General features: G+C 49.2%; 22 protein-coding genes. 16 read left to right on the top strand and 6 right to left on the bottom strand.

Features of this window, described 5'->3' with window-relative positions; all coding sequences use genetic code 11:
- Nucleotides 1-428 precede the first annotated feature (428 nt).
- From rluC to ACO6V5_RS09205, 3 genes are all read left to right on the top strand, one after another.
- Nucleotides 429-1412, top strand: a complete 984-nt coding sequence (rluC, locus tag ACO6V5_RS09215) for a 23S rRNA pseudouridine(955/2504/2580) synthase RluC (RefSeq protein ID WP_422133339.1) — start codon at nucleotides 429-431, stop codon at nucleotides 1410-1412.
- Nucleotides 1413-1488: 76 nt separating this feature from the next.
- Nucleotides 1489-2151 carry an HAD family hydrolase gene (locus ACO6V5_RS09210; RefSeq protein WP_422413832.1) on the top strand — a complete coding sequence of 221 codons (663 nt, stop codon included), beginning with the start codon at nucleotides 1489-1491 and terminating at the stop codon, nucleotides 2149-2151.
- Nucleotides 2152-2233: 82 nt separating this feature from the next.
- The gene (locus ACO6V5_RS09205; protein ID WP_422133341.1) at nucleotides 2234-3220 is read left to right on the top strand and encodes a S49 family peptidase; all 987 of its coding nucleotides are present in this window, start codon (nucleotides 2234-2236) and stop codon (nucleotides 3218-3220) included.
- A gap of 313 nt (nucleotides 3221-3533) precedes the next feature.
- Here the strand turns inward: ACO6V5_RS09205 and ACO6V5_RS09200 are convergent, their stop codons facing one another.
- Nucleotides 3534-5726 (bottom strand): WD40 repeat domain-containing protein, encoded by a 2193-nt coding sequence (locus ACO6V5_RS09200; RefSeq protein ID WP_422413830.1) that lies wholly within the window; start codon nucleotides 5724-5726, stop codon nucleotides 3534-3536.
- A 474-nt stretch (nucleotides 5727-6200) separates the two neighbouring features.
- Here ACO6V5_RS09200 and ACO6V5_RS09195 point away from each other — a divergent pair, with 474 nt between their 5' ends.
- On the top strand, nucleotides 6201-6485 hold the full coding sequence (locus ACO6V5_RS09195) for a hypothetical protein (protein ID WP_422492094.1): 285 nt from the start codon (nucleotides 6201-6203) through the stop codon (nucleotides 6483-6485).
- A gap of 178 nt (nucleotides 6486-6663) precedes the next feature.
- On the opposite strand, the gene ACO6V5_RS09190 is transcribed toward ACO6V5_RS09195, so the two are convergent.
- Nucleotides 6664-7716 (bottom strand): porin, encoded by a 1053-nt coding sequence (locus ACO6V5_RS09190; protein WP_422410474.1) that lies wholly within the window; start codon nucleotides 7714-7716, stop codon nucleotides 6664-6666.
- A 506-nt stretch (nucleotides 7717-8222) separates the two neighbouring features.
- Between ACO6V5_RS09190 and ACO6V5_RS09185 the strand changes: the two genes are divergently transcribed.
- A complete protein-coding gene (locus ACO6V5_RS09185; protein WP_422410472.1) occupies nucleotides 8223-9149 on the top strand; it encodes a LysR family transcriptional regulator in 927 nt (308 codons plus the stop codon).
- A 16-nt stretch (nucleotides 9150-9165) separates the two neighbouring features.
- Here the strand turns inward: ACO6V5_RS09185 and ccoM are convergent, their stop codons facing one another.
- Nucleotides 9166-9354, bottom strand: coding sequence for a cytochrome c oxidase subunit CcoM (gene ccoM / locus ACO6V5_RS09180; protein ID WP_422410470.1), 189 nt, complete (start codon nucleotides 9352-9354; stop codon nucleotides 9166-9168).
- A 27-nt stretch (nucleotides 9355-9381) separates the two neighbouring features.
- Nucleotides 9382-9966, bottom strand: a complete 585-nt coding sequence (locus tag ACO6V5_RS09175) for a Maf family protein (protein WP_422133347.1) — start codon at nucleotides 9964-9966, stop codon at nucleotides 9382-9384.
- A gap of 253 nt (nucleotides 9967-10219) precedes the next feature.
- On the opposite strand from ACO6V5_RS09175, the gene ACO6V5_RS09170 reads away from it, so the two are divergent.
- The 3 genes from ACO6V5_RS09170 (at nucleotide 10220) to plsX (ending at nucleotide 12082) form a co-directional block, all read left to right on the top strand.
- The gene (locus ACO6V5_RS09170; RefSeq protein WP_422133348.1) at nucleotides 10220-10783 is read left to right on the top strand and encodes a YceD family protein; all 564 of its coding nucleotides are present in this window, start codon (nucleotides 10220-10222) and stop codon (nucleotides 10781-10783) included.
- A 3-nt stretch (nucleotides 10784-10786) separates the two neighbouring features.
- A complete protein-coding gene (gene rpmF / locus ACO6V5_RS09165) occupies nucleotides 10787-10966 on the top strand; it encodes a 50S ribosomal protein L32 (RefSeq protein WP_422133349.1) in 180 nt (59 codons plus the stop codon).
- A 69-nt stretch (nucleotides 10967-11035) separates the two neighbouring features.
- Nucleotides 11036-12082 (top strand): phosphate acyltransferase PlsX, encoded by a 1047-nt coding sequence (gene plsX, locus ACO6V5_RS09160; protein ID WP_422410467.1) that lies wholly within the window; start codon nucleotides 11036-11038, stop codon nucleotides 12080-12082.
- Nucleotides 12083-12158: 76 nt separating this feature from the next.
- On the opposite strand, the gene ACO6V5_RS09155 is transcribed toward plsX, so the two are convergent.
- Nucleotides 12159-13004 (bottom strand): MIP/aquaporin family protein, encoded by an 846-nt coding sequence (locus tag ACO6V5_RS09155; protein ID WP_422133351.1) that lies wholly within the window; start codon nucleotides 13002-13004, stop codon nucleotides 12159-12161.
- Nucleotides 13005-13426: 422 nt separating this feature from the next.
- Here ACO6V5_RS09155 and fabD point away from each other — a divergent pair, with 422 nt between their 5' ends.
- The 8 genes from fabD to ACO6V5_RS09115 all read left to right on the top strand — a co-directional run bounded on the left by fabD (nucleotide 13427) and on the right by ACO6V5_RS09115 (nucleotide 20876).
- Entirely contained in the window at nucleotides 13427-14359 is a 933-nt protein-coding gene (gene fabD / locus ACO6V5_RS09150) for an ACP S-malonyltransferase (protein ID WP_422133352.1), read from the top strand.
- A gap of 171 nt (nucleotides 14360-14530) precedes the next feature.
- Complete coding sequence (gene fabG, locus ACO6V5_RS09145; protein ID WP_422137727.1) at nucleotides 14531-15277, top strand: 3-oxoacyl-ACP reductase FabG; 747 nt, start codon at nucleotides 14531-14533, stop codon at nucleotides 15275-15277.
- Between the two features lie 182 nt (nucleotides 15278-15459).
- On the top strand, nucleotides 15460-15693 hold the full coding sequence (acpP, locus tag ACO6V5_RS09140) for an acyl carrier protein (protein ID WP_034842413.1): 234 nt from the start codon (nucleotides 15460-15462) through the stop codon (nucleotides 15691-15693).
- A 421-nt stretch (nucleotides 15694-16114) separates the two neighbouring features.
- Nucleotides 16115-17368, top strand: coding sequence for a beta-ketoacyl-ACP synthase II (fabF, locus tag ACO6V5_RS09135; protein WP_422133354.1), 1254 nt, complete (start codon nucleotides 16115-16117; stop codon nucleotides 17366-17368).
- Nucleotides 17369-17373: 5 nt separating this feature from the next.
- Complete coding sequence (gene pabC / locus ACO6V5_RS09130; RefSeq protein ID WP_422133355.1) at nucleotides 17374-18207, top strand: aminodeoxychorismate lyase; 834 nt, start codon at nucleotides 17374-17376, stop codon at nucleotides 18205-18207.
- Nucleotides 18200-19246 carry an endolytic transglycosylase MltG gene (gene mltG, locus ACO6V5_RS09125; protein WP_422133356.1) on the top strand — a complete coding sequence of 349 codons (1047 nt, stop codon included), beginning with the start codon at nucleotides 18200-18202 and terminating at the stop codon, nucleotides 19244-19246. The genes pabC and mltG overlap by 8 nt, the downstream gene beginning before the upstream one ends.
- The gene (gene tmk, locus ACO6V5_RS09120) at nucleotides 19246-19887 is read left to right on the top strand and encodes a dTMP kinase (RefSeq protein WP_422133357.1); all 642 of its coding nucleotides are present in this window, start codon (nucleotides 19246-19248) and stop codon (nucleotides 19885-19887) included. Before mltG ends, tmk begins: the two co-directional genes overlap by 1 nt.
- A complete protein-coding gene (locus ACO6V5_RS09115; RefSeq protein WP_422133358.1) occupies nucleotides 19887-20876 on the top strand; it encodes a DNA polymerase III subunit delta' in 990 nt (329 codons plus the stop codon). Before tmk ends, ACO6V5_RS09115 begins: the two co-directional genes overlap by 1 nt.
- 141 nt (nucleotides 20877-21017) lie before the next feature.
- On the opposite strand, the gene ACO6V5_RS09110 is transcribed toward ACO6V5_RS09115, so the two are convergent.
- Nucleotides 21018-22772 carry a hypothetical protein gene (locus ACO6V5_RS09110; RefSeq protein ID WP_422410462.1) on the bottom strand — a complete coding sequence of 585 codons (1755 nt, stop codon included), beginning with the start codon at nucleotides 22770-22772 and terminating at the stop codon, nucleotides 21018-21020.
- Nucleotides 22773-23073 lie beyond the last annotated feature (301 nt).

Below are 23073 nucleotides of genomic sequence, written 5' to 3'. Positions count from 1 at the left end.
TAACTATTTAGCATCAAACCGGTGACCAGGTCTTAATTCAGACGGGTCACCCTGGGCGGGGAAATTCAGTTTTACCGGGAATTTTCGGCGTTTATCGATAGCGATTGGCTCGATAAAAAAGTAGGCCGATTATAATGTCAATCTTCCCGGAGTTCTCCTCACGCCCGGAATCCGGGGGTGCACTGCTTGACAGAGAGTAGCGCTGTTTATCTTACACGGCTGGGCCGTGATGGTGTTTCATCTGTCCTGAGTGTCATCGGCTCTGGTTCAAGTGGCTTTATGGCTCTTTCGTACTTGCCAATTCCGCTGTCGGCCGCTCTCAGGATTCGTAAATCGAACTGCCTACTCGTATATGCATAAGGCAGTGCAACAACTATACCAGTAATCTGTAAGTGCTTCAAATGACGGAAAGCTGATACTATAGCGCAATGGATAGACATCAGAACGACTCCCGGCAAGCCGGAGAACCCCGCCCAGCGGTAAAAATGATCAATATTGACAGCGAAGATGCCGGGCAACGGGTCGATAATTATCTGGTACGGATTCTCAAAGGTGTGCCCAAAACCCGGGTTTACAGAATCATCCGTAAAGGTGAAGTACGAGTAAACAAAAAGCGCGTAACTGCAGATTACCGGCTTCAGGATGGAGATCTGTTAAGGGTTCCACCTGTCAGGATTTCTGAAAAGGCTCCCATGGCAACGCCTGGGGCTGTTATTATCCAGAAGCTGGAAGATGCCATCCTCTATGAAGACAAATCTCTGATTATCATCAATAAGCCAGCCGGTATTGCTGTTCATGGTGGCAGTGGTATCTCCTATGGCGTTATTGAGACTTTGAGAAACATCCGTCCTCAGGATCGAAGTTTGGAACTGGTGCATCGTTTGGACCGGGATACCTCGGGCTGCCTGATGATTGCCAGAAAGCGAAGCATGCTTCGTTATCTTCATGCTCAGCTGAAGGAAGATAAAATCAGTAAAATCTACAACGCCCTCGTCCTGGGTCGCTGGCCGAGCAGGAAAGTTCTTGTGAATGCCCCTTTGCTGAAAAATACCCTTCGATCCGGAGAGCGGATGGTGACGGTGGATTTAGAGGGTAAGCGTTCAAAAACCCTTTATCAGGTGCTTGAGAGATTCAGTTGCGCCAATGAAGCAGCCACTCTGGTAGAGGCCAGTCCGGTTACCGGTAGAACGCACCAGATCAGGGTGCATTGTCTGCACGCCGGGTACCCGATTCTTGGAGATGATAAATACACGCCAGATGAAGATAATAAACGATTCAGGCAGTTCGGGTTGAAGCGACTGTTTCTTCATGCCGCCAAACTAAAGCTGGTTCTGCCGGATGGCCAGTCTTTGACAATTGATGCCCCTTTGCCGGAAGATCTTGAGGATGTACTTGAGACGATCAGGAATTAATATTTTTTTGGATATTGATGGCGTCTTTTTTTTTGTGTTACAGACATCTGGACAAGCAGTAGAAGATTGATCAGGTATGAAGGAAAGAAAAGAGTATTCACTGGTTGTATTTGACTGGGATGGAACCTTAATTGATTCTGTGCCCAATATCGTAACCGCCCTGGTCAGGGCGGCAGAGAACATGGTGTTGCCTGTTCTTTCAAATGAGACTTATAAAAGCATAATTGGACTGAGCCTGGGGGAGGCGGTTGCAAGACTCTATCCTGAGCTGGATGACGGGCAGGTCGCCGCTTATCGTGAAGCGTACCGGTTCTTTCATCTTAAGCTGGAGCAGAAGCCATCCCGTCCTTTCCCCGGGGTTACCCGGGGGTTGGAGCATCTGAAAGGTACGAGGATCAAAATGGCGGTGGCTACGGGTAAAAAAAGAGCGGGCCTGGAGCGCTCAATGACCGCTAACGGTTACCAGTCATTCTTCGAGGCCAGTCGGACAGCCGATGATGCCCATTCCAAACCTCATCCGATGATGCTTGAACAGTTGCTTGCTGAGTTCGGTGTAACTGCAGATCAGGCGCTTATGGTTGGAGATTCCGGGTTTGATATGGCCATGGCTGCCAATGCTGGTATGGATAGTGTGGCAGTCACTTATGGCGCTCGGGATGAAAGCAAGCTGAAAGAGTATGATCCGGTGTATACGGTGGACTCTTTTGATGATTTGATTGATTGGCTGGGCAAACACTGACAGTCATAGAAAAAGAACTTTTTTTGTGCTCCGTTCGAATAAGGGACAGAGAAGTTTGTTGAAAATAGCGGGAGTGAGTTGAGTGAGTAGTTCATGGAATGAGAGTGATGACTATGAACAGTCAGGTGATAAAGAAGGGCGTGCCTGGAAGCTGGTTGAGAACCTGGCCCAGGGTGCTTTGAAAGAGCAGCGTCGTGCACGTCGCTGGGGGATTTTCTTCAAGCTTCTGACTTTTATCTGGTTGTTTGTATCCGTTGGTGTTTTCTACAACGCCATGCATGTAGATCTTTCTGGTGCTCCAGCCAGTGCATCCCATACTGCCCTTGTAGAGTTGGACGGTGTTATCGGAACCGATGATGTCAATGCCGACTCTGTGGTTACCGGGCTGCGTGCAGCCTTTGAAGATAAAGGTACCAAGGGGGTTATTCTTCGTATTAACAGCCCCGGTGGCAGCCCGGTTCAGTCTGGCTATATCTATGACGAGATCAGGCGGCTGAGAGGCTTGTATCCTAAGACTCCCCTCTACGCAGTAGTCATGGATATCGGTGCTTCTGGTGGCTACTACGTGGCGGCGGCGGCAGATAAGATTTATGCAGATAAAGCCAGTCTGGTCGGTTCCATTGGAGTGATTTCTTCCGGTTTTGGCTTTGTCGAGGCTATGAAAAAGCTGGGCGTGACCCGCCGTAACTATACGGCAGGTGAGTTCAAAGCCTTCAATGACCCCTTTCAGCCCGAGGACTTTGAAGCGACTCAGCGCTGGCAGCAGTCTCTGGATACGATCCACAATCAATTTATTAATGTCGTAAAACAGGGGCGTGGTGATCGTCTGTCTGATAATAAAGATATCTTTTCCGGCATGGTCTGGACAGGAGAACAGGCAATAAAACTGGGTTTGCTGGATGGTCTGGGTAGTGCCGGTTATGTAGCACGCGAAGTAATTGGTGAAGAAGAAATTGTCGACTTTTCTCTGCGTTTGACTCCTTTCGAGCGTTTTGCGAGAGATTTTGGTGCCGGGGTTGCTTCGACTGCGGTTAAGGTGCTTGGGTTGAACTCCTTATCGTTGCAGTGATGTTTTTTGAGTAAGACCCATCGTGCTTTCTAACTCCCGGGATGAGCATGGATATTTGAGCCTTAAAGCAAGGCGACGATCGCCAACGCAGGATTAAGGCTCAAATCTTCAGTGCAATAGGGAATTAGAAAGTTCGATTGGTATAATTAAACCTGGAAAGGCCAGCGATTTGCTGGCCTTGTTTGTTGCAGATCCAGTTGAGATCAGCTTTTCCAGCGTACAACGGAACCTCTGTCTTCTGGTCGTTTTTCAGTCTCTCTTTGAAGTTCCACTCACCCTGAATCCAGTCGTCACCCATGTCTACAGGATTGAATCAATTAGGCTGCTTGCCCACACTCCTCAGCAATTTAGTGACTCGTACTGTTTTGTCCTTACTGGTGGTCACCACATGGCGTTGATCGGCGCTGAAGGTGGCTGATGTGATTGGCCCCTCATGGGAAATGGTGGCTTTTTTTACCCATGATCCGTCGGCCATCTTGCCATAGACTATTGCTGTGTGATCGTCACTGGCCGTTACCACATGGTTCCCATCAGCGCTGATGTTGGCTGATATGACCTTGTCATTATGGGAAATGGTGACTTTTTCTGTCCATGATTCATCGGCCCCCAGCTCATAAATTTTCGCCGTGCGATCGTCACTGGTGGTCACCAGATGGCGGCCATTGGCGCTGAAAGCGGCTGAACTGATTCGACCCTCATGGGTAATGGTGACTCTTTCCACCCATGAGCCGTCGGCCATCTTGTCATAGACTTTGGCCGTGTGATCGTCACAGATGGTCACTAAGTGACAACCATCAGCGCTGAAGGTGGCTGATCTGACCTTGTCTTTATGGAAAATAGTGGCTTTTTCTACCCATGATCCATCGGTCTCCCTTCCATAAATTTTTGCAGTGTGATCGTCACTGGCGGTTGCCAGATGACGACCATCGGCGCTGAAGGTGGCTGAGTTGATCTTATCATTATGGGAAACGATGGTTTTTGCTTTCCATGATCCATCGATACCCCAGTCGTAGATTTTCGCTCTGTAGTCGTTACTGATGGTCACCAGGTGGTGGCCCTTGATGCTGAAGCTGGCTGAGTTGACAGGACCTTTATTAGAAATGGTGGTTTTTTCTACCCATGATCCATCGCCGTTCCGGCCAAGGATTGTCGCAGTGCCATTGTCCTTGATATCAATTACATAGAGGCCTTGCTCGCTATAGAGCGTTGAGCGGCTCCAACCAGTCACGGCGACGGTGTCTTCTTCTATCCATGATCCACTGGCCCCCCGGGTATACATTCTCAACCTGTTATCGCCACTGAGGATTATCAAATGGCGACCATCGTCAGTAAAGCTGGCTGACTTCATGGGAGCATTATGCAAAATGGTATCTTCTTTGACCCATAATCCATTGAGTTTCTGATAGATTTTCGCCGTGTTATCGCTACTGAAGGTCACTACACGACAGCCATCGGAACTAAAGATAGTTGGTTTGTCCAAACCATTATTGGAAATGGTGGTTTTTTCTACCCATGATCCCCCAGCTTTATGGCTGTGGATTTTCACCGTATGATCGTCACTGGTGGTTACGACATGTTGGTTGTCGGCGCTGAAGGTGGCTGAGTTGACCTTATCAGTATGGTAAATGGTGGTTTTTTCTTCCCATGATCCATCGACGTTCTGGCCATAGATTTTCGCCGTGTGATCGTCACTGGCGGTCACCAGATGGCTTCCATCGGGGCTGAGCTCAGCTGACCTGATATTGCCAGTATGGTGAATGGTGGTTTTTTCTTGCCATGATCCATCGACCTCCTGGCCAAGGATTTTCACACTGTGATCGTCGCTGATGGTCACGACCTTGCTGCCATCGTCGCTGAATCTGGCTGATTTGATACGGCCACTATGGGAAATGGTGAGTTTTTCTTCCAGTGTTCCATCCTCTCCCAGAGCATAGATTTTCACCCTATGATCGTCACCAACGGTTATCATATGGCGGCCATCGGCGCTTAAGGACGCTGAGTTGATGCTGCTGTTATGGGAAATGCTGGTTGTCTCTAATTTAAATGTTTTACATTGAGACATCACTTTACTGACAGTGAAAAAGAACAGAGCAGGAAAATAAACACTCTCCCGGCGTTTCATGACTGAATCGATTAACGCCTCATCATCGGTAAAGCGCTGCAACCATTCAGTGAGCTGCTTGTCATCTTTGTTACTGAGTATTGTCTTTAATTGAGCCTGGTGTGAAGAGGGAAACCGGCCATACCAATTCTTTGCCAGAGTATCGCCTTGTTTGGTAGCACCCTGAAAAAGGCGAGATGCCCTTTCTAAGCTGCTAACAGATCGGAGATCCAGAAATTTAAAAATTTCCGATTGTGCCAAGGGGGGCAAATTTGCCAATGAATGTTGTGGCTTATCAGGTGCCGTTACATGCTTCCCCGAACTGACTCTGGTCGTTGTCTCTGACTGAGATTGCTTTGGTTCTGACAGGCCAACAATGCCGTAATTATCATTTATGCGAGTCATACTTGCACCCTCCCTGGATAGATATTTTCCTGCAATCAAGAATGATATTCGGAGTTGATTTAATAGATTAGAGTCTTTTTTGGGACAATAGTTCAAAAAATAGAACCACATGCGAAGTGGGTGGTATGCTGATTTGCCATTAAGAATGAGTATTGATTAATGATTCTTATCGAATGAGCGTAAAACCCCTTACTTTGAGGACGGGGATGAAAGCTCGGCTTGCAGAGCAAGCCCCTTGTGCTACTTTACTATCCGTTAGGTGTTTTTAGCGATTACGCTACCTGACAGGAAAAGTAAAATACCTTCCGCTTTCTGCCCGTGTTTGTTAACAATCCGAAAGGTAGAGCAGATTGTCGAATAAGGTGTATGCCGCTATTGGGTAAGGTATACACTGCGGTCGGGCATGACCGTCTAGCTGTAGGAATCCCCGTCGTTCAGAGGGTGTCGCAAAACTCTCTCCGGCGTGGGAACGCGTTGACTCCCTTCATTGTCGGCTTCATTCTCGTCATTCCCGGCTTCATTCTCGTCATTCCCGGCTTCATTCTCGTCATTCCCGGCTTCATTCTCGTCATTCCCGGCTTCATTCTCGTCATTCCCGGCTTCATTCTCGTCATTCCCGCGAAGGCGGGAATCCACACTGACTCTCCACCAGAACCATACTGCCCGGTGTCCCCCTGGCCTTGTCATCCCCGAGAAGGCAGAGATCCATCGTTGGCGCTGGATTCCCGCCTTCGCGGGAATGACGACTTCAGAGCGTGAGAACGAGCTGTTGAAGTTTTGCGACACCCTCTTCACGGCGGGGAGGATGTCAAGCTGATGTTTAAAGGTCAGAATGTGTCTTTGTCATTGAGTGCTTGAGAAATTAAGGCTGAAATGGATTTCTGTAAAAAAAAGCCAGCGATTTGCTGGCCTTTTTCATGCTGTGTCTGATGGGCAATTAGAAGTAGTAACGCGCCTGCAGAGACAGGGTGTTGTCACCCTCTTTCTTGCCAGCATCATTTTTGCTGTCATCGATGGCGTATTCAACGGCAAACTGCATTGGGCCAGTTTCATAAATGGCGCCAATCATGGTTTCTTTCAGAGTATTCTTAAACTGGTCATCGTTTGCTGAACTGTCGTCTTTCAGCTCATTATAACCTGCTTCCAGAGAGAAACCCTGCAGAACATTGTTCATAGCCAGTCGACCGTAAAGTTCAATACCTTTGGACTTGGCGTTCAGCTCGTCGCCGAGTTGAGTTTTATTTGTCAGCTCGCCGTACATGGCAGCCAGGTACAGTCTTTCGTTTTCAAATCTCAGACCGGCAGTGGCGGACTTGGACTTTTCCTTACCTTCATAGCCCGCTGCTTCCTCATATTTCGTTTCAGAATAAGAGGCACCCAGAGAGAGGCCTATGGCCAGATCATAGCTGGCAGAGATGCCATAACCATAATCACGCTGAGCACCTGATACCGAGTGATCTTCCATTTGGTATTGAAGACCGATGTTTAGACCGCCGAAGCTGTTACGGTACTGGATAACATCATCGGCTCGGGCAGTACCGTCTAAGTCGCCGCCGTTGCGACCGTCATAGATACCCAGAGCGCTACCACCACCGATGGCATACATGTCTGTCCAGCCGGAAACGTCATAAGTTACGCTCCAGTTTTTACCGGCAGCGAATGCACCCATTTCTTCATGGCTCAGGCCAACATAGCCCAGACGGTTAAAGAAGGTGTCTTTCTTCTCACCATTTTCGTATTCATCTTGAGCGCGGAAGCCCCACTCTGCAACACCCTGGCCGGTCCATCCACTGTCAAACTTGTGCGCGAATTTAAAATTAATACGAGCGCTGTCGTTATTCAGGGTGTTTTCGCCATCATTATTTTTGGCAACAACACCAACACGGCCACCAATACTCAGGCTGCTTGTGCCGTCGTCAAAAACGTTTACTGCCATTGCTGGACCTGCCACTGCGGTGGCTACTGCTGCGGCCAGAATCTTTTTGTGCATGGTTACGTATCCCAACTGATTGTGTGTTTAATGTTGAGCCAAGATTGTTATGTAGTTGTACTAACGGGTCACGTTGAAAGCATCAATGGTTATATCGAAATCGCGAATGTGCTAGTTGGCCGCTTAGTGTGTAAATTACTTATTGGTGAGTTCAATGGGCTGAGTGATTTCTTTCACTGGCTGAGAGGAGTTGGGGTGGGTAATCTAATCGTCATGAATCGTCTACTCCGGTTCATGTGTTGTGTGTATTTGCCGGCATCAACCCAGAGTCATTGATGCCGGCTTTTTTGTTTTCAGGGTTTATTGTCTTTAAAGTGTTTCCGGCATAATAGGGTTGCTGAAAGGGTTTTGTCTTCTCCTCTTTATTAAAAGAGGCTAAAACAAAGTGCTTTCATAGAGCGTAAAAACAGTTTGTTTCAGTGCATCGAATGAGTCGTCCGTCAGGCTGCCAGGCAACCTTTTTTGCGATATGGGCATTTCAATGTCTAACAGAGAGAGTTGTGCTCATGGCCAGTAATCGGCTGAAAATGAGTTTGCTGCCCGCTTTACAGGCAATTCTGGATACCGGAAGTGTAACCCGCGCAGCAGATCAGATGCATGTGACCCAATCCACTATGAGCAGGACTTTGTCACAGCTGCGAGAAGCCTTGAATGACCCCATTCTGGTCAGGGAAGGCAATCATATTTTTCTTTCCGAAAAAGCGCGTCAGATTCAGCCGCTGGTTTCAAAACTGATGGCAGACTCTGAGACCCTGTTTGAGAATCAGAGCTTTGACCCTGCAACCAGTGAACATCATTTCCGGATAGGGACAAGTTCGGTTGTTCTTGATAATTTTCTCATTCAGGCTTTGATTGAGCTTAAGCAGGTTGCGCCTGGTATCAGCAGTTCGGTGTCGCTGCCGAATGAGGAAACAATTTACTCAATGGAGTCGGGCGAGTTAGATCTCGGGGCCATTGTTGCTTTTCCTGATACCACTGAGAATCTCTGCAAAGAAGTGATTGCCTCAGCGTCGTTTAATGTTCTGATGCGCAAGGGGCATCCGATGAGTGGTCGGGACACACTCGATCTGACCGAGATGGACCAGTATCCTTTTGTTGTAACCCAGGCGGTGATTGCCGCCAGTCCGTATATTAATGGATTGCGTGAACAGTATGCCTTTTTACAGAACCCCTGGCTGAAGCTGCCAAGCCTCGAAGCTGCCTTGAAGGCGATTCGATCCAATGACGCATTTACCATTGTCACCAATGTAGAGTACCTGGCAATGGACCTGTTTGAGGATTATGTTCTCCTTCCTATTTTGTCAGATTCTCCACCCCTGACATTTGAACTGGTGTGGCCAGAGCATTGGCAGTTTAACCAGGCGCATCAGTGGATGAGAAGCTTTCTGTTAAGTAAATTCCAGGAATTTTTCAAACCGGTCGAAAGACTTTGAGCTGGTGAACCAGGGCTTATTTGCCCCGGTTTTTACGGTTATCGTTGATAATGAAGCCCGCTACCGCACAACCAAAAATAAGTGTGGCTGCAACCACCAATAATCCTGCGACCACGACCGTGTCCATATACATAATTGATTCTCCTGAGTTTTTGTTTTCCACAGGATAGAGCGGGGAATGGCGCAGGGTATTGATCCGGGTCAACTTTTTTCTTGATTGTTAAATTCTTAACTAATGACTAAGCAGAGGATTGATGCCTTCGTTGATCAGCATGTGGTTTAGTTGAATCAGGGGTAAGCCAATCAGGCTGTTTGGGTCATTCCCCTCCATTCTGGAAAAAAGGCTGATGCCCAGTCCCTCACACTTAAAGCTGCCTGCGCAATCCAGTGGTTTTTCCTTCTTTATATAGTTCTCAACTTCGACCCTTTTCAGGGTTCTGAAATGAACGGTGTAAGGCACTACAGCAAGCTGATATCGGTCAGTTTGGGTGTTGAGTAGGCAAAGGCTGGTGTAGAAGGTCACTGACTGGCCGTTGCACTTCAGCAGTTGCTCTATGGCTTGCTGTTCGGTTCCGGGCTTTCCAAGAGTGATATTGTTGAGTTGTGCTGCCTGGTCTGAAGCGATAATCAGATGCTCGGGATAGTGAGCTTTGAGCGTATCGGCTTTTTTCCTGGCAAGTCGTTGGGTCAGCATTTCTGCGGATTCGCCTGCAACGGGTGTTTCATCAATATCAGGTGAGTGACATTCAAACGCGAGGTCAAGCCTTGCCAATAAGGATTTTCGATAGGGAGAGCTGGAAGCCAGAATGATTTTCATAAATTTTGGTTGTTCAGGTTGGAAAAGCTTTCATTGATAGAGGTTTTTGGCAGTCATTCCAAACGTTAAGGGATAACTACCCGGAAGGCCAGAATAAGACGTGTCAGAGGCGGAAATTACCTATTGTTTTTGTTGCTCTGGAGTCTGCTGGCCCCATGTCTGAGCCTTAAACAGTCTAAAGCGGTTAAACCCTTTGACAGAGACTTTTCTTGCCCCTATTATTGCGCGCTTATGACAACCAACCCGTGAGCTCATGGCTATCGGACAATTACCCAAAACCTTTGATCCGCGTAAATTCGCGCGTCAAGGCAGGCAGTTTCAAGGTTCGCTGGCGCTGAGTCAATTCGACCGGCTGGTAAGCAGTCTGGTTGATGACAGAGGCGAAGTCCAGGTTGACCTTCGCTTTTCATTGAGCGAAAACAACCGGGTTGTGCTGGAAGGGCATGTTGAGGCGGAACTGAGCATGATCTGCCAGCGCTGTCTGGATGTGGCCAAGCTATCGGTGCGAGCTGATCTCCATTTGATGGGGGTACTGACCGACGAGCAGGCCAAAGCCCTGCCGGAAGACTTTGAACCGCTAATGTACGGTGATGAGCCGGTAGAATTATTGCCTATTCTCGAGGAAGAGCTGATTCTGGCACTTCCGCTGGTGGCCTATCATCCGCCTGAAGACTGTTCAGCTCAGCAATATTACACCACTGAGTCTGAAGAAGAGGCTCAGGCTGCTGCCATTGAGGCAGATAAAGAACGCAGGAGCAGTAACCCTTTCAGCGTTCTGGCCAAATTGAAAAAAGATACTACGACCCAGGAGAGTTGACACATGGCTGTTCAGCAAAACCGTAAAACCCGTTCCAAGCGTAATATGCGCCGTTCCCACGACAGTCTGACTTCTGCTCAGCTGTCTGTAGAAGCAGCTTCCGGCGAAACTCATCGTCGTCACCATGTTTCTGCTGAAGGTTTCTACCGTGGCAAGAAAGTGGTTGAAAGCAGCGAAGATTAAGCCTCAGGCTGTTTGCCCAAAGGAGTGATACAGTGACTGTTTCGCTGTCTTTCAAAGGCATGAGATAAAATGACATCAGGTGCAAACGAAGATAGAACAATAACGGTTGCGCTTGATGTAATGAGCGGGGACGATAGTCCCCGTTCTCGTATCCAGGCGGCTGTCAGGTCGCTCAGGCATTATTCTTCTCTCCATCTTCTGCTTGTCGGCGATCGACAGCTCATGGAAGATTATATTTCCGATATCGAATTTTCTGATCAGTCACGTTATACCCTGATTCATGCCAATAAAACGGTAGCCATGCATGACAGGCCTTCGCTGGCACTTCGTGGAAAAAAAGATTCCTCTATGTGGAAGGTGCTTGAGACAGTCTCAAAAGGTGAGGCGCAAGCCTGTGTCAGTGCAGGTAATACCGGAGCGCTGATGGCTATGGGGCGCTATGTGCTTAAAACCTTTGCTGGTATTGATCGTCCGGCAATAGCGGCCAGTGTGCCTACCTCTAATGGCAGTGCTCTGCTAATGGATATGGGCGCGAATGTTGACTGCACTTCGATGCATCTCTACCAGTTTGCCATTATGGGGGCTCAGTTAGCCTCGTCAGTTTATGGTGTGGAGTCTCCGAAAGTAGCTTTGCTGAATATTGGTACTGAGGAAATGAAGGGGAACGAGCAGGTCAGGCTGGCTCATCATCTGCTGCTGGAAAAGCTTGAGGTACAGCAGGGGCTGGATTATATCGGTTTTGTTGAAGGGCATGATATTTTCAGTGGCCGGGCTGACGTGATTGTCTGTGATGGTTTTGTCGGTAATGTTGCCCTTAAAACCGGAGAGGGAGTTGCGAACCTGGTGCGTGATGGCCTGAGGGCTATTTTTCAGCGCTCTCTGTTAAACCGATGTCTTTATTTTTTAATATCACCCCTGCTGAAGGAATTTAATCGCAAGGTTGACCCGGTGTTGCATAACGGTGCCAGTTTGCTCGGTTTGCAGGGGGTTGTCATCAAAAGTCACGGTGGGGCCGATGAAGAGGGTTTCTATCGAGCGATTCTTCAGGCAGTAAAAGAAGCACAAAATGATGTTCCGGCAAGGATTGCCCGAGAGGTTGAAGAGCGGTTGCTCTGAGAGAGCCTGTTTGTCTGGCTACCCTTTTCGCTTGCTCAGCCTCCCGGAGCTGCTGGCAGAGACAGTCAGAGGGTTGTTATTTGTCAGGGGCTGCTGCTTTGTTGCTTTTGCCATGTTCTTCAGCTGGTGCTTTGTTCATCAGTGGTTCAATAATCCCCGTGAAACACAAAGCGGCCATGATTCCTCCGGTAATTGGGCCCAAAACATACACCGTCAAAAAGCCATAATGGTTATCGGGAAACGCCGCGCTCGCCCAGCCGGACATTGAGGCTAACAGACGAGGGGATAAATCTCTGGCCGGGTTGAGTCCTGCCTGGGTCAGTGGCGCAATAATTGAGATAATGGCGGCAACGGTTAAACCGATAAATAGCGGGGCCAGAGCCTGATCCGGCCGCCCTGTGTTGCAGGTTTCGGTAAGGGCGAGAATCATAAATACCAGAGTGAATGTGCCTGTACACTCAGCAAAAAAAGCATTGGTAGTGGAAACAGAGGCTGTTTCTCCGGCCATCGGGTTGGGGTAGTAGTCACCGAATATCATTGCACTGGCTATGGATGACTCGGAACCACGGACAATGTCATGGGCTAATTCATACTGCACGATTGAGCTGGAGAAAAGCTGGTAAAGCAGGGCGGCTGCCGCAAATGCTCCGGCAAACTGGGCAATCAGATAGCAGGGTAGTAAGGTCAAAGGCATCCGACGACTGATCACCATAGCAATACTCACTGCCGGATTGAGATGCGCGCAGGAAAGACGTCGGGTGGCGTAAATCGCCAGCATCACTGCCAGTCCCCAGACCATGGCCACCTGAAAGAGTCCGGCATGGGCAGAAAATAGCACCGTGACGGCCACTGAGCCGCAGCCAAATAACACAAGGATAAACGTGCCTATAAATTCTCCGGCAAAGCCTTTTAGATAGTTCATTTGAGTCATTCTCCTGATTTGAAGTCTGGTCATCCGGTGCGCAGGCGGGGAGATAAACTGTTTCTGAAGCAATTTACAGAATGTTATGATCCTGGTGGTGAGTTCCTCCGGGGTGTTATCGCTTCTCCCGGGTGTCTCGGCAGGTCTGCAAGGGGCAGGAAAAAAGGTAGTTCACAGGCTTGTTTCTCGCAACTGGTCTCTGCTCGTCCGCTTTGTTGCAGGCTATCGGCAAACATAGACATTGAGCTTAAAAGTCATGGATTAATTTCATAGCGTGCATGGCTGTTTCAGAAGTAAACATAAATTTACCAACCTGAGGTTCGACTTTTTCTATAATTGTCAGGATTTTCAGGAAGAACTGAATCGCCGGGAAGGGCGTGCTTCTTTCAAAGGTTGGCTATATCAGGATTAGACCCAAAGCAATGACGGATTTACTTGCATTTGTTTTTCCGGGGCAGGGATCCCAGTCGGTGGGCATGCTTGCTGACCATATCGACGACCCTGTTGTCGTGCAAACATTCACTGAGGCTGCTGGAGTGCTCGGGTTTGATGTGCTGAGGCTGATCAGTGAGGGGCCTGCAGAGGAACTCAACAAAACGGAGAATACCCAGCCAGCACTGCTCACTGCCAGTGTAGCTTTGTGGCGTCTCTGGCTTGAGAAGGGCGGTGAGCAGCCTGTCTTTATGGCGGGTCACAGTCTGGGGGAGTACTCGGCACTGGTCTGTTCGGGGGTAATGAAGTTTGCCGATGCCGTTCGGGTTGTTCGTCAGCGTGGTCTCTTTATGCAAGAGGCCGTTCCGACCGGTACGGGCGCCATGGCTGCCATCCTCGGACTTGAAGATCAGCAGGTGATTTCACTCTGTCAGAATGCTGCCCGGGGAAGTGTGGTCGAAGCGGTTAACTTTAATTCTCCGGGCCAGGTGGTTATTGCCGGTGAAAAAGAAGCAGTGGCCCGTGCAGTTGATCTGGCTAAGGAGGTGGGTGCCAGAAAGGCAATGCCTTTGCCTGTGAGCGTGCCCTCTCACTGCGCACTGATGAAGCCAGCGGCACAGAAGCTGGCTGTTGAGCTGGAGCTTGTTGAGTTGAGCCAACCTTCAATCGCTGTGATTCAGAATGTCACTGCAGAGCCTTGTTCAGAGCCGGATAAAATGCGTGAAAACCTGGTCAGGCAGCTCTATAGTCCTGTTCGTTGGGTGGAGACGATTCAGTATCTGAATGGAGCGGGAGTGGCTCGGTTTGTTGAGTGTGGTGCTGGCAAGGTGCTTGCTGGGCTTAACAAGCGGATTCTGCGCAGGTCACCTGTACTGACTCTTGAATCGGCATCCTCTTTCGATGATTTGCCAGGTCATTCTTGATTGTCATTTTCAGGTATGCGGTATCTGGCAGTTTGTCGGACTTGCATTACATTCAAGTCTGCAGGGCTGACTGGTACGCACTTCTGTGACTGATAGCTATAAGCGAAAAAAACGTGCTTATTTTAGGCGCTTGGAAGAAGTAGTTTCGCACTAGAACAACAGGATATAACTATGTCGAACCTTGAAGGCAAGGTGGCTCTGGTTACCGGCGCCAGTCGCGGAATTGGCAAGGCCATTGCCTTTGATCTGGGCCAGCAGGGGGCTGTAGTGGTAGGTACCGCTACTTCCGGCCCGGGTGCTGCAAGAATCACTGAAATGCTGCAGGCTGAGGGAATAAAGGGCTGCGGTATGGTCTTGAATGTCTCTGAGACTGGAAGCTGTACTGAAGTGGTAAAAGCAGTGACATCCGAATTTGGTGCCCCGCAAATTCTGGTTAATAATGCTGGCATTACTCGTGACAATATCCTGATGAGAATGAAGGATGATGAGTGGGACGATGTCGTCAATACTAACCTGAGCTCCATATACAGAATGAGTAAGGCGGTATTGAGAGGCATGACCAAAGCCCGTTGGGGTCGTATCATCAACATCAGTTCCGTGGTAGGTTCCATGGGCAATCAGGGGCAATCCAACTATGCGGCGGCCAAGGCCGGAATAGAAGGCTTCAGTCGCTCTCTGGCCAGAGAAATTGGCTCTCGCCAGATCTCCGTGAATACAGTAGCTCCGGGCTTTATTGATACCGATATGACCCGTGAGTTGCCGGAAGAGCAAAGAACCTTTTTGCAGTCCCAGGTGCCTATGGCTCGCCTTGGGCAGCCCGAAGAAATTTCCGGTGTGGTGGCTTTTCTGGCCAGTGACGCAGCCGGTTACATTACCGGAGAAACCATTCACGTGAATGGTGGGATGTACATGGGCTAGTGTTTGGTGTTATTTGCACTTGACTCGTGTCAAAAACCCCTCCGATAAAGATGAAATTTTCGGTAATATAACAGGCCTGTCCTTGAAATTACCGCAAGCGTTTATATATAGTAATTGACCGCAGACAGGGTGGCTTTGAATCGCCCTACTGCACCCGAATATCCATAGGAGCACAACCAGGTATGAGTACCATTGAAGAGCGCGTCAAAAAGATCGTTTGCGAACAGCTTGGCGTAAAAGCAGAGGAAGTCACCAACAGTGCGTCATTCGTAGAGGACCTCGGCGCGGACTCTCTGGACACTGTTGAGCTGGTAATGGCTCTGGAAGAAGAGTTTGAAACTGAGATTCCGGACGAGGAAGCTGAAAAGATCACTACGGTTCAGGAAGCCATTGATTACGTTGTCGCTCATTCCTGATTCTGTCCGGGTTGCATGCGAGTAAATGTGTCCTGAAAAAGCCGTACGCAATAAAATGCGTGCGGCTTTTGTGTTTTTACAGTGAGTAACCTGACTGGGATATAATGCCAATCGAACTTTCTAACTCCCTATTGCGCTGAAGATTTGAGCCTTAATCCTGCGTTGACGATCGTAGCCTTGTCTTGAGGCAAAAATCTCCGTGCTTATCACGGGAGTTAGAAAGCACGATTGGTATAAGCTACTCACACAAAGATAATGTCATCATTTTTACATAATCATTTAGCATGATTTTTTGTAAACCTGTGGCCTTAACTGGTTTATGACTCATGAAAGGGCTGAGCTCGATGATTAATTGTCAGCGCCCCCAATGCCCGGGTATAAAAAAAGAAAGTCAGAAGATCTGATGCAGGAGTGAATTGTTTTGTCGCACAGAAGGGTAGTGGTAACAGGGCTTGGAGCTTTATCTCCGGTAGGTCTGGGTGTTGATCAGAGCTGGCAGTCAGTGTTGGCTGGTCGCAGTGGTATTCATACCATCGATCATCTGGATACTGAGAAATTCAGCGTCAGTATCTGTGGTACAGTAAAAGGCTTTCGAGCAGGTGATCACTTCAACCCTAAAGATGCCCGAAAAATGGATGTCTTTATTCAGTACGCACTGGCGGCTTCTGTTGAAGCGATGAAAGATGCAGGGCTTGATGGCAGTGATTTGCTGAAAGGCGATAATGTTGGTCGCTATGGTGTTGTCATTGGTTCCGGTATTGGTGGTATCACTTCTATTGAACAGAGCTATGATACGCTTCAGAAGTCAGGCCCTCGTCGTATATCTCCCTTCTTCATACCAGCGGCTATTATCAATATGGCGGCGGGCTGGTTGTCCATGCACTACAACTTGCAAGGACCTAATTTTTCCACCTCCACTGCCTGTGCAACGGGTAGTCATGCCCTTGCTCTGGCTGCCAGAACCATTGCCTACGGTGATGCTGACATTATGGTCTCCGGTGGTGCTGAGAAAGCCTCTTCAGCACTGGGGATGGCTGGTTTTGCGGCGGCCAGAGCCCTGTCTACCAGGAATGACCAGCCTGAAGCGGCCAGCCGCCCATGGGATAAGGATCGCGATGGCTTTGTGCTGGGTGATGGTGCTGGTGTTGTGGTGTTGGAAGAATACGAACATGCTGTACGACGTGGAGCCACTATTTATGCTGAGCTCAGTGGCGTAGGAATGAGTGGTGATGCTTACCACATGACATCACCACCTGAAGATGGTCGTGGAGCCGCCAGGGCCATGCAATCAGCATTGGATGATGCCGGCCTCAAGGCAGAACAGGTGGCCTATATTAATGCCCATGGTACCTCCACGCCTGCCGGTGATATCGCTGAAACCAGGGCAGTGCACACTGTTTTTGGTCAGGCTGCCAGGCAGGTTGCCGTCAGCTCCACCAAATCCATGACCGGTCATTTGCTGGGGGCGGCCGGTTCGTTGGAGGCCGTGTTTGCAGTGAAATCGCTGCAGGATAATATGGCACCTCCCACGATTAATCTGGAAAATCCGGGTGAAGGTTGTGATCTGGATTATGTGCCCGGAAAAGCCAGATCCATTGAGATGGAGCATGTGCTCACCAACTCCTTTGGGTTCGGGGGTACTAATGTGACTCTGGCTTTCTCGAAACTGGGTTAAAAACTTTGGATAATCATCATCCTGTCAGCTGGGTCAATGGAGAGCCAGCTTCTGAAGTATTGGTCAGCGACAGAGGTCTGGCTTATGGAGATGGTCTTTTTGAGACCATCCGGGTTCAGGCCGGGGTCCCCACTCTTTTTGATCTTCATTGTAAAAGGCTCTGTTACGGTATTGCTGTGCTGGGTATTCCTTTTGATCTGGAAGCGTTTAAAAATGAAGTCAGAGACTTTCTGCAAAAGCAGAATCTGAAGGAAGGAGTGCTCAAAGCGATAGTGACCCGTGGTTCTGGCGGTCGTGGGTACAACCCGGAGGGTTGTGACCGTCCCAGTCGGATTCTCTCCTTTCATCCATTTCCGGTCTATCCTGACGACCCCGCCATCACAGGTGTCAGATTGCATCAATGTAAAATCAGGCTCGGTGATAATGTCTTTGCAGGAATTAAACACCTTAATCGTCTTGAGAACGTCATGGCTCGCTCTGAATGGCAGGGTACCGAATGCCTGGAAGGTTTATTGCTGGGTATGGACGACAGGCTTATAGAAGGAACCATGAGCAATTTATTCCTGGTATCGGGTAAAACCTTGAGGACGCCCGCTCTCGACAAATCAGGTGTCAAAGGGGTTTGCAGGGATCTGATTCTGGAGCAGGCCTGTCAATGGGGTTTTCAAGCAGAGGTGGGGGATTATCGCCTGCAAGATCTTGCAAAGGCCGATGAAGTATTCGTTTGTAACAGCGTTAATGGAGTCTGGCCGGTGATCGCCTGCGGACATTTACACTGGTCAGTAGGCAGTGTGACCCGGACATTCAGAGACAAGGTTCAGGAAGTTTTGAATGCTTAAGAAGTTGTTGTTTGTTGTGGTAGGTCTCTGTCTTGCAGGGTTGCTGACAGCCGTCGTGTTTTGGGAGGCGTTGGGTTGGTACGGTGATCAACCTGTGATGGCGCCCGACGGTAATGATAACCTGGAGTTTACTATTTCTCAGGGCGAGTCCATGACTGCTGTAGCAGACAGTCTGGCTGAGTTGGGCTGGCTTCAACACCCGAAAATCTTTGTACTGCTGGCTCGAATAGAGAAGGCTGCCGCCGGGATTCACGCCGGGGATTATCTGATTCCGGCTGGCATTAGTCACAGGGAGTTGCTGAAGATTTTTACTTCTGGCCAGGTGCGCTACTACAACGTGACACTGGTTGAAGGTCATACGCTGGAAGAGGTCGTGACTGCCTTGAATCAACACGAAAAACTATCCTCACCTATGGACGACAAGGCGTTGCAATCACTTTACAAAAGTCTGGCAATAGAATTGAACCCGGAAGGTCTGTTTTTTCCTGATACTTATTTCTTCCAGTCCGGTGCTTCTGTTGAATCCATACTCAGGCGAGCATATAACCGGATGGATTCAGTACTCGGCGAAGAATGGGGAAAACGTGCCGAAGGACTCCCTTACAAAAATCCTTACGAGGCACTGATTATGGCTTCTTTGGTGGAAAAAGAGACGGGTGTCGTTTATGAGCGAGGTGAAATAGCAGGTGTTTTTGTCAGGCGTTTGCAAAAAGGTATGAGGCTGCAAACTGATCCCACCGTGATTTATGGCCTGGGTGATAGCTATAAAGGAAACATTAGTCGTCAAATGCTTCGCAGAGCCACTCCATACAACACTTATTTGATAAAAGGATTACCTCCGTCGCCTATTGCCATGGCCGGTCGGGAAGCGATTCATGCTGCTTTGCATCCGAAAGATGGCAAAACACTCTATTTTGTCGCCAAGGGTGACGGTACCCACTATTTTTCGAAAACTCTGGCAGAGCATAATCGTGCTGTCAGAAAGTATCAGATCGAACAGCGTCGAGAGGATTACCGATCGACTGTGGAGACTCAATAATGGCTAATGCTCCCTCCGGTTTTTTCCTGACGATTGAAGGTGGCGAAGGTGCGGGTAAAACGACGGCGGTTGATTTTATCAAGAGCTGGATGACTGAGCATCAGCTGGCATTTACTGAAACCCGTGAGCCGGGCGGTACCCTGGTAGCTGAAGAGCTTCGCTCGCTGTTGCTGGGGCATCATGGCGAACCCTTGTCTGATATGACTGAATTGCTGATGATGTTTGCCGCTCGCTCGCAAAATATGTTTCATAATATTTTGCCCGGGCTGGAAGCGGGAAAAATCGTACTCTGTGATCGCTTTACCGATGCCACCTATGCCTATCAGGGGGGCGGTCGTGGTCTGAATACCCAACCGGTTGAGATGTTGGAGAACCTGGTGCAGGGCTCCCTGCGTCCGGACATGACCATTCTGCTGGATGTTGATCCTGAAACCGGTATGGCCAGAGCCAAAGGACGAGGCGGCAGGCTGGATCGGATTGAGCAAGAAAAAATGGACTTTTTTATTCGGGTTCGTAATGCCTATCTGGAAAGGGCAAAGCAGTCTCCGGGGCGGTTTGAAGTGATTGCTGCCGGACAGTCTCTTGAAAGTGTTCAACAACAGTTGCTGGAAGTGCTTGAGAGAAGACTGGGAGGTCGATAATGAAAGACTGGAGTATTTTTCCTTGGCAAAACGCTCAGTGGGAGCAGATGGTTCACTGTCAGCAGTCGGACAACCTGGCCCATGCCTATTTGTTAAGAGGTCTGCCAGGTACCGGAAAACTCCAGTTTGCCAAAGCATTAGCGGCTTATCTGTTGTGTATGAATCCTCAGGCGACAGGGGCTTGTGGTCACTGCAAGGAGTGTGAGCTACTGAAGGCCGGCACGCATCCTGATTTTACAGTGCTGGAGCCTGATGATCCCGGTCGACCTATCCGGATTGACAGTATTCGAAAATTGAACGAGTTTGCCCATAAAACAGCTCAGCAGGGGGGGCGCAGGGTGATTATCCTGAGTCCGGCAGAGGCGATGAATGTCAATGCGGCCAACGCGCTGCTCAAGTGTCTCGAAGAGCCGGGAGAAGATACCATTTTCCTGCTGGTCAGTGCTCGCTCCGGCGATATGTTGCCCACCATACGCAGTCGTTGCCAGCAATTAAACTTTGCGACTCCCAAAAGATCAGAAGCGGAGCAATGGTTAGCTTTGCAGCTGGAAGACTCAAGTCTGGTATCGCAATTGTTGGATCTCACCGCTAACTCGCCTTTGGAGGCCAAACGATTTGCCGATCAGGGACTCCTTGAAAAAAGAGAAGCCCTGGCTGATGGCATAAAAGGACTTTTCAAGGGAAAGCTAACCCCTGTTGAATTGGCAAAAAACTGGCAGTCAGCAGATTTGACTCTTACGATCAGCTGGATCATTGGTTGGCTCGATGATGCCGTTAAGCTGGGTTTAAACGGCGACCCTTCAGACCTTCGAAATCGCGACCAGTTGAAAATGCTCGAGTATCTGGCTCGAAAAAGCGATGCCAAAGCACTTCTGCAGGAGAGGGAGTGGTTGATGTCGCAAAGACAGTCACTACTCGAAGGGGGAAATCTTAACCCGCAGATGTTAATGGAAGGTGTCTTCTGTCGCTGTCTTGAGTGGGTGTTGTAAATGATGTCGAATGAACAATGTCAGTTTTTCATCAGACAGACTGCAAGTTCAGGATTAGAGCCCTACAAACGCCCTCTTAACCTTACGTCCTCCCAAAAAGTGGCGGCAGGAAAATAAAAACGCATCGTCGCATCCGGGTAATCAGTTCGCTGCTGATTTTTGCTCATCACGGGGGCGCTTCTTCTTGGCGGCCTCCTCTTCACGCTCCTTGTTCAGAGTAGTCACCAGCTGCTCAAGCTCGGTGTCATCCAACCACCTGGAGGAGTGATCACGTTCAAGGACTAACAGCTCAACGTTGCGAGCACCAGAGTCGGCAACCTCCAGCAGGCCCTTCAGGGCGAATTTAATCGTTTCATCGCGGCTCATGTCATCCCTGTATTCTTTCTCCAAAAGCTCCAACACAGCCTTACTCTTCTGTCCGACAGAGCAGGCCTTCCAGCTGGCGCAGACACCGGCGGGCTCAGTCTGCCAGAGCTGAGGGGTACCATCCATGTTGAAGCCACCAATGACACAGGCAACACCGAAAGGGCGACAACCTGCAGAGTGAGTAGCTTTCTGCTGGATTTCAGCAATATGACGGGCTATGCAGTTGATATCCATAGCGTCCTCGTAGGACAAACGGTAGCTCTGGCACTCCAGCTGAGCCTTCCGGATCAGAATACGGGCGTCAGCAGACAGACCAGCGAAGGCCAGGTGAGCGTGCTCATCAAGCCTGACGATTTTACCGATAGTGTGGCTCTCCAGCAGCTGCAACGACTTCTTTCTCACAGCCAGGACGACGGTATCGGCAGACTTTACTCCGACCACGCAGAGACCAAGACCGACAGCCTCTCCAGCGTACTCCACTTGTAACAGACGACCGTCTCCGGAGAACATACGACCGTCTCCAGAGGACAGACCACCACCAGCAGCCGTATTTTTCTGTGGGTTGATCCGTATTTGCCTGCCATCCCTTTCGTTAGAGGCTGTGTCGGGTTCCGAGGGGCGTTCTGAATGATCAGGATGGAAAGGCTTCTTGCGAATGCAGCGGTTCCATTCATGCCAACCACCACCCGCTGGCAGCGATGGGCCGAAAATCTCCGGATACAATGACTCAAGAAAGTTCTGGCTGAACTGACTGAACCGCAAGCAGGCCTCAATCCTGCTGATAAATATCAGCTTGCCGTTGTCCTGGATGATGTATGACGGTTGCCCATTACTGTCCTGAATATAAAAAGCGGTGCCGTGAGTGAATGCGAGAAATCTTAATAGCGGGTCATCGAATAATGAGTCCAGTGTCAGTTTATTAGCCCATCTGAAGACAGATCTGACACTGCCGGTGTCACTCTGAACAGATTCAGCCGCAATGAATTGCGGCCAGTTTTCCCCGGCAATATCGCTGACTCTCGCCGCAGCAGCAAACTCAGAAGGTGCAAGAATCAGCGATTCTTCCTGATCAAGCCTTAGCCAGATTTCATCCTGAAATAAAACCGGAATACCGGATTCAACATAACGGATTGACAGAGGCAAGGGGCTACGAAGGAGACAGGTTAACGGGTTTTCGACTGCGTCAAGGTCATTGTTATCAGAGCTATCAAAACCACTGCCTGCAGCCAGAGTGACTGGTAATTTTATCTGAGCGTATTGTGGAGAAACGACAGAAAGTTTTTTATCAAAAGGACATGAGCTACTTCCGACATGCTGAGCAGGCTGTGGTGGCGTATTCAGGTCAGGCAAATGGTGTTTTGTTTCGGGAATAGTCCGGTAAACAGTGGCCATAAGAGGCAAAAGCGAACTTAATGACATCTGCCCGGAGATGCTATTGACGGCCACTGCCAGCTGAATCGTTGCCAGTTGCACCATAAAACAGGACGAAAGAAATTTGCAAACAGCAAGTGCGTAATATGTTTTTTTCATATCACTCTGGTATCCGTCATACACTATCCCGTTCAGGCTTCAATCACCGAACATGAAAATTACAGTCAAAGAACTTTCCGCAATGCCAGCCAGGTGCTTTTCCGTCCAAACAGTTGTTCAGAGATGAATGCGTTCAGTCCATAACGAATTCGATGCCAGATAGCAGGATAGACTATCAGACAGAGAGTCATTATCGACTCATGACCATCACCCTCACGATGCAGTGATGATGTCCTGCATCGGCAATGCTCCTGAAAGCTCCCAAGTCATCACTGACGGTGCGACAGGAAGTGTCGACCAG

Origin of the sequence: Endozoicomonas sp. ALD068 (assembly GCF_049310145.1) — a bacterium.
Taxonomy (GTDB): domain Bacteria; phylum Pseudomonadota; class Gammaproteobacteria; order Pseudomonadales; family Endozoicomonadaceae; genus Endozoicomonas_A.
This window is presented reverse-complemented; position numbering and strand designations above follow the sequence as displayed.